Source organism: Kitasatospora cathayae, assembly GCF_027627435.1.
GTDB classification, from domain to species: domain Bacteria; phylum Actinomycetota; class Actinomycetes; order Streptomycetales; family Streptomycetaceae; genus Kitasatospora; species Kitasatospora cathayae.
Window position 1 is genome coordinate 5,564,006 of record NZ_CP115450.1, and the last position, 12,402, is coordinate 5,576,407.

At 74.5% G+C, this 12,402-nt stretch carries 9 protein-coding genes, 1 tRNA gene and 1 pseudogene; 4 read left to right on the plus strand and 7 right to left on the minus strand.

Annotated elements, in window-relative coordinates:
- The first annotated feature begins 230 nt into the window (after window positions 1–230).
- Window positions 231–1,136: a spermidine synthase gene (locus O1G21_RS24930; RefSeq protein ID WP_405000704.1), complete on the plus strand. Its 906-nt coding sequence runs from the start codon at window positions 231–233 to the stop codon at window positions 1,134–1,136.
- Between the two features lie 262 nt (window positions 1,137–1,398).
- On the plus strand, window positions 1,399–1,860 hold the full coding sequence (locus tag O1G21_RS24935) for a GNAT family N-acetyltransferase (protein ID WP_270146827.1): 462 nt from the start codon (window positions 1,399–1,401) through the stop codon (window positions 1,858–1,860).
- A gap of 60 nt (window positions 1,861–1,920) precedes the next feature.
- On the opposite strand, the gene O1G21_RS24940 is transcribed toward O1G21_RS24935, so the two are convergent.
- The 5 genes and pseudogenes from O1G21_RS24940 to O1G21_RS24960 all read right to left on the minus strand — a co-directional run.
- Window positions 1,921–2,790: a hypothetical protein gene (locus O1G21_RS24940; RefSeq protein WP_270146829.1), complete on the minus strand. Its 870-nt coding sequence runs from the start codon at window positions 2,788–2,790 to the stop codon at window positions 1,921–1,923.
- A gap of 109 nt (window positions 2,791–2,899) precedes the next feature.
- Window positions 2,900–3,346 carry a DUF4442 domain-containing protein gene (locus O1G21_RS24945; protein WP_270146831.1) on the minus strand — a complete coding sequence of 149 codons (447 nt, stop codon included), beginning with the start codon at window positions 3,344–3,346 and terminating at the stop codon, window positions 2,900–2,902.
- 132 nt (window positions 3,347–3,478) lie between these two features.
- A tRNA-His gene (locus tag O1G21_RS24950) sits at window positions 3,479–3,554 on the minus strand.
- 191 nt (window positions 3,555–3,745) lie between these two features.
- Window positions 3,746–4,348, minus strand: coding sequence for an oligoribonuclease (orn, locus tag O1G21_RS24955; RefSeq protein WP_270146832.1), 603 nt, complete (start codon window positions 4,346–4,348; stop codon window positions 3,746–3,748).
- 877 nt (window positions 4,349–5,225) lie between these two features.
- A pseudogene (locus O1G21_RS24960) lies at window positions 5,226–6,243 on the minus strand (helix-turn-helix domain-containing protein); the annotation flags it as partial.
- 974 nt (window positions 6,244–7,217) lie between these two features.
- Between O1G21_RS24960 and O1G21_RS24965 the strand changes: the two are divergent.
- Complete coding sequence (locus O1G21_RS24965) at window positions 7,218–8,018, plus strand: GNAT family N-acetyltransferase (protein WP_270146834.1); 801 nt, start codon at window positions 7,218–7,220, stop codon at window positions 8,016–8,018.
- A 166-nt stretch (window positions 8,019–8,184) separates the two neighbouring features.
- Here the strand turns inward: O1G21_RS24965 and O1G21_RS24970 are convergent, their stop codons facing one another.
- Window positions 8,185–9,549, minus strand: a complete 1,365-nt coding sequence (locus tag O1G21_RS24970; protein WP_270146836.1) for an HAD family hydrolase — start codon at window positions 9,547–9,549, stop codon at window positions 8,185–8,187.
- A gap of 1,013 nt (window positions 9,550–10,562) precedes the next feature.
- On the opposite strand from O1G21_RS24970, the gene O1G21_RS24975 reads away from it, so the two are divergent.
- Entirely contained in the window at window positions 10,563–11,039 is a 477-nt protein-coding gene (locus tag O1G21_RS24975) for a universal stress protein (RefSeq protein ID WP_270151245.1), read from the plus strand.
- Window positions 11,040–11,204: 165 nt separating this feature from the next.
- On the opposite strand, the gene O1G21_RS24980 is transcribed toward O1G21_RS24975, so the two are convergent.
- Window positions 11,205–12,395 carry an acyl-CoA dehydrogenase family protein gene (locus O1G21_RS24980; RefSeq protein ID WP_207813717.1) on the minus strand — a complete coding sequence of 397 codons (1,191 nt, stop codon included), beginning with the start codon at window positions 12,393–12,395 and terminating at the stop codon, window positions 11,205–11,207.
- Between the last annotated feature and the right edge of the window lie 7 nt (window positions 12,396–12,402).

The following is a 12,402-nucleotide window of genomic DNA, read 5'->3' on the forward strand; positions in this document are numbered from 1 at the left end:
CCGTGGCACGCCCCTGACCTGGGGGCGTGCTCCTGCGGCGGGGACACCCGCCCGTGACGCCTCCGGCGGCACCCGCCCGTGACGCCTCCGGCGGCACCCGCCCGTGACGCCTCCGGCGGCACCCGCCCATGACGCCTCCGGCGGCACCCGCCCATGACGCCTCCGGCGGCACCCGCCCGTGACGCCTCCGGCGGCACTCGCCCATGACGCCTCCGGCGATAATGGCCGCCATGGGACGAAGCAACCGGGCCGCGCGCAGCCCTGAACCGGCGCTCACCACCGGGTCGGACGGCCGCCGCCACGCCCAGGGCCCGCTCACCCGTCCGGTCGGCTCCGGCCTGGCCGAACTGCGCCCCGACCGCGACCGCCCGCACGCCTGGACGCTGCTGATCGACGGCGCCCCGCAGTCCCTGGTCGACCTCGCCGACCCCACCCACCTGGGCTTCGAGTACCAGCGCCGGCTCGGCCACCTGATCGACCTGGTCGCCCCGCCGGGCCGTCCGCTGACCGTCCTGCACCTGGGCGGTGGTGCCCTCACCCTGGCCCGCTATGTGGCCGCCACCCGGCCGCGCTCCCGCCAGCAGGTCGCCGAGATCGACACCGAGCTCACCGAACTCGTCCGCGCCGAACTGCCGTTGGAACGCGGCTGGCAGATCAAGGTGCGCGGCGCGGACGCCCGCAGCGTGCTGGAACGCACCCCCGAGGGCAGCGTCGACCTGGTCATCACCGACGTCTTCTCCGGCGCCCGCACCCCGGCCCACTGCACCACCGTGGAGTTCACCACCCTCGCGGCCCGCGCCCTCGCCCCCGGCGGCTGGTACGCCGCCAACATCGCCGACGGCGGCGCCCTGCCCTTCGCCCGCTCCCAGGTCGCCACCCTCGGCGCGGTCTTCCCCGAACTGTGCCTGACCGCCGACCCCGCCGTGCTGCGCGGCAAGCGCTTCGGCAACCTCGTCCTGGCCGCCGCCCACACCCCGCTCCCTATCGCCGACCTCACCCGCCGGGTCGCCTCCGACTCCTCCCACGGCCGGGTCGAACACGGCCGCGCCCTCACCGACTTCACCGCCGGCGCCACCCCGGCCACCGACGCCACGGCGGCCCCCTCCCCGGCCCCGCCCCCGGGCGTCTTCCGCTGACGGCGGGGGCGCGGCAGGCGTCGGCGGCGCACCGGGGCCCGCTCGCGCAGCCCCTCGCCCTTGCCCGGTTCCGGACGGCTCCCGCTCACCCAATCGCAGCGCTCTCCCCGGGGGCCCTGGTCGGCCTCGCTCGCCGCCTGCGCTCCTCTCCCCGCGCCCTTCTCCACCGGCCCTTCCCCGCCCACGGTAAAACCGTTGGCAGGCGACCGAGTTGCGGCGCACAATGGCCGCGGGCGTCCGGCTGTCGACGTGAGGGAACCGCATGCACATCCGACCCGCCCGCCCGGACGAGGCCGAACTGCTCACCGGCATCGCCCTGCGGGCCAAGGCGTACTGGGGCTACGACGAGGCCTTCATGGCCGCGTGCCGCGAGGAGCTGACCCTGGACGCCGCCGCCGTCGAACGGGCGTCGACGGTGGTGGCCGAGGACGGCGGCCGGGTGCTGGGCTTCGCCGCGCTGACCGTCGTCCCGCCGTCCGGCGAGCTGGTCATGCTCTTCGTCGAGCCGGACCGGATCGGCCGAGGCATCGGCCGGACGCTGTTCGAGCACGTTCGCGACCGCGCCCGGGCCGCCGGCCTGCACCGCCTCACCATCGGCTCCGACCCGAACGCCGAGCCCTTCTACCGGGCGATGGGTGCCACCCGCATCGGCAGCACGCCGTCCGGCTCCATACCCGGGCGTGAACTCCCGCTGATGGAGCTGAAGCTGGGCTCCGGCCTCTGAGGCCCGTCCTCGAACTCCAGCCCGCGGACCAGTGATTCCCCGCGCCCGCAGCCGCGTTGCTCAGTGCCCGCGCGGCAGTCCCCGGTGCTTGCACATCGCCGCGCCGGTGAGCAGCAGCCCGGCGGCGATGGGGGCGAGCACCGCGGCCGCGGTGGCGGAGGCGTCCTCCTCGGCCGTCGCGGTCGCGGTGTCGGCGAGGGCGAGCTCCGCGGGCGTCCCGTCGCCGGCCGGTACGGCCCGGGCGGCGACGCCCTCGCCGGCCCCCGAGGTGCCGGCGGGTTCCGCCGGGCCCGGCTCCTCGTGGGCCGTGGCGTCCCGGACCGGGGGAGTACCGGCCGCCTCGGGCCTGGTCGGGCGGCCCGGGTCGGCGGGGCCGGAGCGCGGCCGGGGGACGGCGGGCAGGGTGGCGGATTCGCCCTCGTGGGAGGCGCGGGCCTCGGCGGGGCGCCCCTGGGCGGGGACGGTGCCGAGCAGGCCGGAGGCGAGGGCGAAGGCGTCGGGGACGGCGGATCCCTGGCCGGGCAGGGGGAGTCCGCCGGCGCGGATGCGTTCCTGGAGGACGTCGCCGACCGCGCCGGCGGCCCCGTCGACCGGCCCGCCGTCGGTCAGCCCCCCGACGGGTCCGGGGGAGCGACCCGGTCCAGCGGTGCCGGGGTGCGCCGGTCCGACGGGCCGAACGGCTGACGGGCCGTCGAGCACGGGGCCGCCGTGCAGGGCCCGGTGGACGACGGGTCCGTGCTGCGCGGACGACGGTTCGGCGGTGGCCGCGTACGCGCCGGGGACGCCGACGCCCCAGAGCTGTGCGAGCAGCAGTGCCCCGCCGGCGGCGAGGGTGCGGGGGCGGGGCAGCCACCGGGCGACCGCCCGTCGGGCTCCGGCGACGCCGCGGGGGGCGGGTTCCTGGGGCTCGGTCGCGTGATTGGCTCGCACGTGAGTTGAGAACGAGCGGGCGGGCGGTGAGGTCACGCCCGCCGTCACGGACAGTCATCGCGCGGATGGCCCCGGGCCGGTGCTCCCGGGGCCATCGACCGTGCGGCGGTCAGGAGTTGGGGCGCAGGGTCCAGGTGACCGTCATCACGCCGGTGACGGCGCCGTCGGCGCGGGTGATCTCGACGGTGACCGGGAACTCGGGGCGGCCGCCGGCGTCCAGCTCGGCGACCACCTCGGCGGCCGGGCGGCCGAGCACGGCGGTGGCGGTGACCTCGCCCATGGCCAGCTTCTTGTAGGCGATCTCGGCGTTCACGGCGAGCGGCACGGCCCGGGACAGCTGGTCCCCGAAGGCGGCGAGCACGATGCAGCCGCTCGCGGACTCGGCGAGGGTGAACATCGCGCCGGCGTGCGGGCCGCCGACGTGGTTGTGGTACGCGGGCTGGTCGGGCAGCCGGAGCACGGCGCGCTCCGGGGTGGTCTCCAGGTACTCGAGCTTGAGGGTGTGCGCCATCGGCACGGTGGCGTCGAGCATCTGGCCGATCGAAGGAGTGGTCATGGCGACGATGTTACTAGCCGGTAGCTTGTCGCGGCAGGGGTCGCCCGGAAAACCCGGGCCACCGCCCACAACTGAGGCAACGCGAAAACGCCCGAGGGGCCGATCTCTTGAAGAGATCGGCCCCTCGGGCTCTGGGGTGAGTGACGGGACTCGAACCCGCGACCACCTGGACCACAACCAGGTGCTCTACCAACTGAGCTACACCCACCATCTGTCCGGTCCGTTCCCGCTCTCGCGTTCCCGTTCCGACAGGAAGAACTCTACAGGATCCGAGAGGGTGCTCGCGCCAGGGTTTCGTTCCGACGAACGAGGGCACCCCCTCCGACCCCGCGGTCGGCCCTCGACCGGCCTGCGGACACCGTCCGGCGGCCTGCCGCCGACCCGCGACCGAGACCCGGGTCAGTCGGGCACGGCCCGGTACTTCTCGGCGATGGCACGCGCGGTGTCGGCGTCCGGCCCGGGCTGGGGGACGAACACCGCCTCGCGGTAGTACCGCAGTTCGTCGATGCTCTCGCGGATGTCCGCGAGCGCCCGGTGGTTCCCGCCCTTCGGCGGGCTGTTGTAGTACGCCTTCGGGTACCAGCGGCGGGCCAGCTCCTTGATCGAGGAGACGTCCACGATCCGGTAGTGCAGGTGCTTCTCCAGGGCCGGCATGTCCCGGGCCAGGAAGCCGCGGTCGGTGGCCACCGAGTTGCCGCACAGCGGCGTCTTCCCGGCCTCCGGCACGTGTTCGCGCACGTACGCGAGGACCCGCTCCTCGGCCTCGGCCAGGGTCACGCCCTGCTCCAGCTCCGCCAGCAGGCCGGAGGAGGTGTGCATCGCGCGCACCACCTCCGGCATGTTCGCCAGAGCCTCCGCGGGCGGGCGGATGATGACGTCCACGCCCTCGCCGAGGATGTTCAGCTCGGAGTCCGTCACCAGCACCGCGACCTCGACCAGGGCGTCCCGGTCGAGGTCGAGGCCGGTCATTTCACAGTCGATCCATACCAAACGGTCATTCACGCAACTCACCCTACGGCGCGATCACGCGCCGCGGGGACCGGTGGAGCCGAGCGGGGTGCCGGAGCGCAGGCCTCGGCCTGGTGCTCCTCCGCCCCGTCGTGCGTGCCGTGGCCGTCCGGATGCTCGCCATCCCGACCGGTGCGGACCGTGTGGCCGCCCCGCCCGGGACGGGCCTCGCCCGCCGCCCGTCCGCCGTCCGCCGCGGTGGCCCGGGTGCCCGGGGTGCGGACCTGCGGGGGCCGCGCCTGCCGGCCCCGGAGCTCGCCCGCCCCGGCCGCCGACTGCCCGGCGGCGCCGGACGGCACCCGGCCGGTCGGCGCACCGTGCGCACGCCCGGCCGCACCCGGCTCGTCGCCGGGGCGCTCGACCGCGCTGCGGTGCCCCTGGCCCTGACCGCGCGCCCCCGGCTGGGGGTGGCCGTCCTCGGCCGCCGCATGCTCGGCGGTGCGCGGCGGACGCCCCGCACCCGGACCGGCCTGCGGCGGAACCAGCGGCGACCGCACCGGACCGCGTGCCACACCCTGCTGCCCGGGGTGCGGCTGCTGCGCGGCCTGCTGGTGCGGGTACGGCTGGCCCGCGCGGGCGTGGAAGCCCTGGGCGGTCGGCGTCCCGGCCTGCCCCGGACCGTACGGACCGGTCTGTCCGTGCGGCACCGGCTGCCCGTGTCCGACCGGCTGTCCATGGCCCGGCTGCCCGTGGCCCGGCTGCCCGACCGGCACCTGCGCTCCCGGACCGGCCGGGAAACCGTGGGCCGGCTGGCCGCCGTGTCCCGCACCGCCGAACGGCCCGCCGCCCGCCGCCGAAGCGGCCGCGGGGCCCGCCGGGTGCGGCAGCGTGCCGGGCAGCCGGAGCTCGCCGCCGTGCGCGCCGGCCGGGGTCGGCGACTGCTGCCCGGGGCGGCGCGCCCGGTAGCTGGTCCGGTACGCGGCCGGGGAGACCCCGAGCTGGCGGCGGAAGTGCCCGCGCAGCGCGACCGGCGAACGGAACCCGCACCGGCGCGCCACGTCGTCCACCGACAGCTCCGAGGTCTCCAGCAGCCGCTGCGCCTGGAGCACCCGCTGGGTGATCAGCCACTGCAGCGGCGCACTGCCGGTGAGCGTGCGGAAGCGGCGGTCGAAGGTGCGCCGGCTCATGTAGGCACGGGCCGCCAGCACCTCGACGTCGAACTGCTGGTTGAGGTTCTCCAGCGCCCAGGTGACCACCTCGGCCAGCGGGTCGTTGCCGATCTCCTCCGGTAAAGACTGATCGATGTACTGGGCCTGTCCGCCGCCGCTGCGGCGGCTGGGCACCACCAGGCGGCGGGCCAGCGCGTTGGCGGCCTCGGCGCCGTGATCGCTGCGCACCACGTGCAGGCACAGGTCGATCCCGGCGGCGGTACCGGCCGAGGTCAGCACGTCGCCGTCGTCCACGAACAGTTCGCGCGGGTCGACGTGCACCCGCGGGTAACGCTTGGCCAGGGTCGGCGCGTACATCCAGTGGGTGGTCGCCGGACGGCCGTCCAGCAGACCGGCCGCGGCGAGCACGAAGGCGCCGGTGCACAGCCCGATGATCCGCGCGCCCTCGTGGTGGGCCTTGCGCAGGGCGGTGATCGCCTCCACCGGCGGCGGCTGGGAGATCGAGCGCCAGGCCGGTACGACGATCGTGCCGGCCCGGGCGAGGGCCTCCAGGCCGTACGGCGCGGAGAGGGTCAGGCCGCCAGTGGTGGCCAGCGGGCCCTCCTCGCCGGCGCAGACCAGCAGCCGGTAGCGGGGGACCCCGGCGTCCTGGCGGTCCACACCGAAGACCGAGAGCGGGATGGAGCTCTCGAAGATCGGGGCGCCGCCGAAGATCAGCACCGCGACCGTCTCCCGGCGGCGCCGCCCGGACAGCTTGCGCGGGGCACCGGACGCCGCCAGGGCGGTCGGGGAGCCGTTGCCGACCGGCCCGCCGTGGCCCAGCGGGCCGTGGCCGGGCGCGGTGCCCAGGGCGAGGCCGCCGAGCGGGCCGGCGCCGGCGCCGTTCAGGCCCGGGGCGGCGCCGCTGGCGGGGTAGGCCGGGTGGCCGGGGTAGCCGGGGTGTCCTGAGTGCCCGGGGTGTCCCGGGTGTCCTGGGTGGTCGCCGCCGTAGGGCTGGGTCGGACCGCCATAGGCCTGGACCGGGCTGACCTGGCCTCGGTTGACGGGTTGTCCGGGGTGGTGCGGGTGCCCGCCCTGGACCGGCTGCGCACCGTACGGCGTCGGGCCGCCGTGGACCGGGCCGCCGTGGTCGCCCGGGGCGTGCCCGGAGGCGGTGGGCGGCGCGGCGGGATAGGGGGAGTGCGAGGCGGGCCCCGAGGTGCCCGGGGTGCCGGAGGCGCGGGTGGTGGCGGCGATCGCGGAGGTGCCGGTGCTTCTGGCGGACCGACTCGCGGTGCCGGCCGGCGCCTGGCCGCTGTCAGGACCCGCGTCGCTCCTGCTCACCCTGCTCAAGGCGCTCAAGCCCCCTCGGTGGTGTGGTGTGGGTGGTGCGGCACTGCTAGCCAAGATCGAAATCTATCGGGTGGACCACTGCCGTTGTGACAAGTTCACCATCCGACGCTATGTCGACATGGCAATTTGGCGTGATGCATTCGATCACGAAGCGTGGCACCCGTCGACCCTTCTGGGAAGAGGGCCGGTGCAACGGTGGCTGGTTGTCGCGGGACGGTTCCTGGGGCGTCCGGTCTCCGGGCGCCCGGCCGGTGGGTCTGGGCTGCGGATTTGCCCAAGCGGGAGGGAACGGCACGAAATTGACCGAAAATCGGCGGTGCACAGGAGGGCGCACGGGCGCCTGCTGTGCGCCTCCCAGGCTCCATCCGGCCAGTGCCGGGGCGGCCGAACCCGCATCAGTGCCGACGGGCTACGGTCCTGCCGTGAACACCAACAGCCGGCTCGAACAGGCCAACGACAACGCCGCCGCCTTCTGGCTCGCCCAAGCCCGCGCGCACGGCTGGCAGTCCGACGTCCGACAGGGCCTCACAGCGGTCCGCTGCGCCCGCACCCCGGACGACTCTCAGCGCTTCGTGGTCACCCGCCCCTACGCCGAACCAGCCGACGTGGAGAAGCAGTTGGCCGACCTGATGGCCGACTGGGAGACCATTCGTTTCACTCTCGAGGACCCGTACAGCGGGCTCGACCTGACCCGCTTCGGCGCCGTCCGGATGCCGATCATGCCGGTGATGGCCCGGGAACCCGGTCCGGTCGAGGGCGTGGCCGGCGAGTTGCCCGTCGTCTCACGGGCGCACGGCGGCGGCACCCTGACGGTTGATGAGGCCGTGGACGGTCACACCTTCGCACTGGTCGAGCGAACCATCGTGGACGGCTTCCCGTTGCCTGCCCGACAGCCCTGGAGGCACGGCGAAGCGCTCCCCGAACAACTGCTGCGCGAACCCGGCTGCCGGGCCTGGATCGCCCGCCTCGACGGCACACCGGCGGGCGCCAGCCTGACCTACGACGACGGGACCGCCACCGGGGTGTACTGGGTCGCCACCCTGCCCGACCAGCGCGGGCAGGGAGTGGCCCGGGCCGTGCTGCAGACCGCCCTCACCCACGCCCACCCGGACCGCCCGGCCACCCTGGTCGCCACCTCGGCCGGCGAACCGCTCTACCGCAAGCTCGGGTTCACCGCGCAGACCCCCACCTGCTGGTGGAGCCGCACCTCACCGGGCGGCTGACCAGCGGGGTCGCGCCCGGACCTGCGGCTGGGCCTGGGGTGGGACCTTGGGCGGGACCCTGGGCTGGGCCCGGTTGTGGGTCCGGGCTCGGGCCCGGGTGTCACTGAGCGACCGCTGCGGCAGCGGAGTCCGTCCCGGATCGGCCCGGGGCCAGGGCCCCGGGGTGCTACTGGGCGAGCGCTGCCGCGATCGGAACTGCCGCGATCGGAACTTCGGCGATCGACCCCGGAGCGGTCAGCGTCGCGCTGATCGGCGCCGCAGCGAGCGGTGTTGCGGCACTCGGTGCTGCGGTACTCGGTGCTGCGGTACTCGGTGTTGCGGCGCTTGGTGCTCCGGCACTCGGTGTTGCGGCGCTCGGCGGCGCAACGGCCGGGTCAGCCAAGGCGGTTGTCCCGATGCCCGGCGCCGCCACGACCACGGTCCGGACAGGTCCGGCCCCATCGGCACCGCCAGCACCACCAGCCCCGTCGGCGCCACCGGCCGCCGTGCGGAGGGGTGTTGGCCGCGCCGGTGCGACCGCCGGGCCGCCGTCCACGCCCGGATCCGCCCCGTCGCGGGTCCGCAGGTCGCCACCCGTTCCGGCCTTCCGCTCCCGCGATGCCCCTGCGCTCGGGAGGCCGTCGGCGATCACGGCAAACTCGGCTGATCGGTTTCGGACACCGAACCCCGCTCCGGAAGCCGAGGCGGCAGCCGTCCCGGCGTTCAAGGGAACGGTCGCACTCGGGCCGTCCGGGGCGGTCGCCGTCGGACGTACGCCGGACCGCGCGCCGAGCAGCGCCGTCGCGCGCGCCGGAACCGCGACCGCCTGCCGCCGCCCCACCCCACCCGTGTGGACTCCCGGCCGGACGTCGGCACGGGCCGAGGGGGCGTTGCGGGCGGCCAGCACCAGGCCGACGGCCTCCGGCAGCCCGGCCGCCTTCAGCGTCGGCCGGTAGCCACTCTCGGCCCACGGTCGGCCGTGGTGCAGCCAGACGCTGCGCAGCCCGGCCAGTTCGGCCCCGGCGATGTCGGCGGGCGCGTGGTCCCCGACCATCCAGGTGTGCGCCGCCCAGTCCCCGGTCGGTCGGATGCCGCACCGCCGGGCGGCTATCTCGAAGATCAGTGGATCCGGTTTGACGCAGTCGGCCTCCTCCGAGATCACCCAGCCGTCGACCAGTGACCCCAGCCCGGTCCGCCGGATCTTCTCCAACTGCGGCCGGGTGCCGCCGTTGGAGACGATCCCGAGCGTCCACCCGGCCGCCCGTGCCGTCCGCAACGCCTCGAGGTGCCGGGGCGGGCAGTGGATGTGCGAGTTGATACCGCGTCGGAAGTGCGCGAGCAGGAAGTCGACGGAGGCGTCCAGACCGTAGCGGCGTCGGACGGCGGACAGTACGGTGCTGCGCGGCACGTAGCCGCCGCCGTCGAGGGTGACGAACCAGTCGAGGTCGCCGGGCGGTAGGTGGTGTTCGGACAGGAAGTCCTGCGCCCAGGCCCGGAAGGCGGCGTCCCGGGGGAGCAGCGTGTTGTCGAGGTCGAACAGGAGCAGGGGCATGCGGAGCATCGTGCCAGTGGCCGCGTGTATGCACCTGGCAAATGCCAGACCGCGTCGCGAAGCCGTATGAAGTGGCCGAAAGGGCCCGGGCGCCTGAGCGACGGGGCGAGTCCGGACGGGCCGGAGGGCCGGTCGGGGCTTGCGGGGCGTGACGGTTCGCGACGTCCCGCAACGGATCGTCGCCAATCCATGACAGTCCGGTCACGGTGTCCGGTGGGCCTGTTGCGCCGCCCGGCCCGCTCAGTCAAGCTCCTTAGAACCTCCGTTCTGGAGGGGGCGCGATCGCCTGCGGGCAGGGCGCACTGCCACGGCGGGCGCATCCTCCTTTCGCGGGAACAACGTCGCTCCGGGGCTTTGCCGCTGGGCTGGGCCCCATGCCCGTCGTACTCTGAAAGGAACAGGTCACATACGGTGCTGCGCGGCGCAGACCGACGTCATCCCGTGGGCGGGCCTGCTGCCCGGGCAACGTTGTCCTCTCCTGTCGGCCCCTCTCCCTTGAAGAGCCGTGAGCCATGGCTGGTTTTGAGTCTTCCCGACCGGTCGAGCCGGACGCACCCCGTAGCGCGGGTGCGGGGCCCCAGGGAGACGGCGCCCGCACGAACCCCGGAGTCGGCGACTCCGTCGACCCGCACGCCCAGCCCCCGAGCCGCCTCCTGCCGACCGGCGAGCCAGGCCGTGAGCCGGACCGCGAGTCGAGTCGTGAGCCGGGCCATGAGCGCACCCGCGAGACGGGTCATGAGCCGTGTGAACCGACCGGTGAGCCGCGCCGCGTACCGGACCGGGAGCGGACCGGTGCCGGCGAGGAGGCACAACCCGCAGTCGCGAGCCCTGGGCGGGCCGAACCCCAGGGTCTCGCGCGCGCTCTGCGCGCCCTCCGCCGTGGCAGCCTGGCCCGGCGCGACCGCCCAGGGCCCCGCCAGCGGCGTGACGGGCACCAGGCCGGCCCTGCGGAGCCTCCGGTGACGGGCCGCCCCGGCCCTGGTGCCGAGCGTCCGGACACGGCGTCCGGCCCGATCGGCGGGCACACCGAGTCGTCGGCGGAGGAAGCGCCCGAGCGCTCCCTCGATCCGGTGTTCCAGCACGGCGTCGTGGTCGGCTTCGACGGCTCGCTGTCGAGTGAGCGCGCCCTTGCCTACGCGGTCGGCATGGCCCGCCGGTCCCAGTGCGGCCTGGTGATCGTGCACGTCGCCAACCGCCTGCCCGCCACGGTCTGGGCAGGCTGTGAACCTCCCGTCTTCGTCGACCTCCCGGACCATCGCACGGAGGTCCTCGGCCTGGAACTGGCCTGCGCGGACTTCCTCGCAGGGGTCCCGTGGATCCTGATCGAGCGGGGCGGCGACATCTGCCACGAGATCGAGGAGGTCGGCCGCGAGTACGCCGCCGACGCGATCGTCGTCGGCACGACGCACGGCCTGCTCGGCAAGATCTTCGGCTCGGTCTCCGGACGGCTGGCGCGGCGGGCCAACCGCCCGGTGATCGTGATCCCCTGAGGGTCTTCGCAGACGCCCGCGAACACCCTCCCCGCTTGCTCCTGACACCTCCTCCGTAGCCGCCGGGCGGCCTCCGCCGCTTCGGGTCGCTCCGCAACATCGATTGCGGAGCGGTGCGTTGACCCGGTGGGCTCGGCTCAGGAGGTGACCATCAGGAAGTGATCGTCACGACGTGACGCCGAGCTCCCGGGCGATGAGCATGCGCTGGACCTCAGACGTGCCCTCCCCGATCTCGAGAATCTTGCAGTCGCGCCAGAAGCGGGCGACCGGGAATTCGTTCATGAAGCCGTACCCGCCGTGGATCTGGGTCGCCTCGCGGGCGTTGTCGACAGCGGCCTCGGACGAGTACAGCTTCGCGATCGCGGCCTCCTTCTTGAACGGTTCGCCGTGCAGCAGCCGGGAAGCGGCGTCCCGCCAGGCCAGGCGGGAGGTGTGGGCGCGCAGCTCCATGTCGGCAAGCTTGAACTGGATGGCCTGGTTGGCACCGATCGGGCGGCCGAAGGCCCGCCGGGTGCCGGCGTACTTGACGGACTCGTCGACGCAGCCCTGGGCCAGGCCGGTGGCCAGGGCCGCGATCGCGATGCGACCCTCGTCGAGGATCCGCAGGAACTGGGCGTAGCCTCGGCCACGCTCGCCCAGCAGGTTGGCCGCGGGAACGCGGCAGTCGGTAAAGGACAGTTCGCGGGTGTCGGATGCGTTCCACCCGACCTTCGAGTACTTCTTCGAGACCTGGAACCCCGGGGTCCCCGTGGGCACGATGATGGAGGAGATCTCCCGTACAGGCGAGCGGAATTCGCCCTCTTCACTCGAACGAGCGATCGGTTCGGTGAGCGCGGTGACGGTGACCAGTCCGGTGATGTCCGTGCCGGAGTTGGTGATGAAGCACTTCGTGCCGTTGATGACCCACTCGTCGGTGGTCTCGTCGTACCGCGCCGTGGTGCGGGTGGCGCCGGCGTCCGAGCCGCCCTCCGGCTCGGTGAGGCCGAAGGCGCCGAGGAGTTCGCCCGAGGTCAGCCGGGGCAGCCACTCGCGCTTCTGCTCCTCCGTGCCGAACCGGTAGATCGGCATCGCGCCGAGCGAGACGGCGGCCTCCAGGGTGATCGCCACCGAGGAGTCGACGCGGGCGAGTTCCTCCAGGGCGAGGCCGAGGGCGAAGTAGTCGCCGCCCATGCCCCCGTACTCCTCCGGGAAGGGCAGGCCGAACAGGCCCATCCGCCCCATCTCGCGGACGATCTCGTACGGGAACTCCTCCCGCTCGTAGAACTCGCCGATCTTCGGCGCCACCACGTCCTGGGCGAACTCGGCGACGGTGCGCCGCAGTTCCTCGTACTCGCTGCTGAGCCGGTGGTCGAGCATCTGATCC

Bases quoted from the DNA above. Each gene is read 5' to 3' on its own strand.
- O1G21_RS24930 (WP_405000704.1), top strand. From the start codon at position 231: ATGGGACGAAGCAACCGGGCCGCGCGCAGCCCTGAACCGGCGCTCACC.
- O1G21_RS24935 (WP_270146827.1), top strand. From the start codon at position 1,399: ATGCACATCCGACCCGCCCGCCCGGACGAGGCCGAACTGCTCACCGGC.
- O1G21_RS24945 (WP_270146831.1), bottom strand. From the start codon at position 3,346: ATGACCACTCCTTCGATCGGCCAGATGCTCGACGCCACCGTGCCGATG.
- O1G21_RS24970 (WP_270146836.1), bottom strand. From the start codon at position 9,549: ATGCCCCTGCTCCTGTTCGACCTCGACAACACGCTGCTCCCCCGGGAC.
- O1G21_RS24980 (WP_207813717.1), bottom strand. From the start codon at position 12,395: ATGCTCGACCACCGGCTCAGCAGCGAGTACGAGGAACTGCGGCGCACC.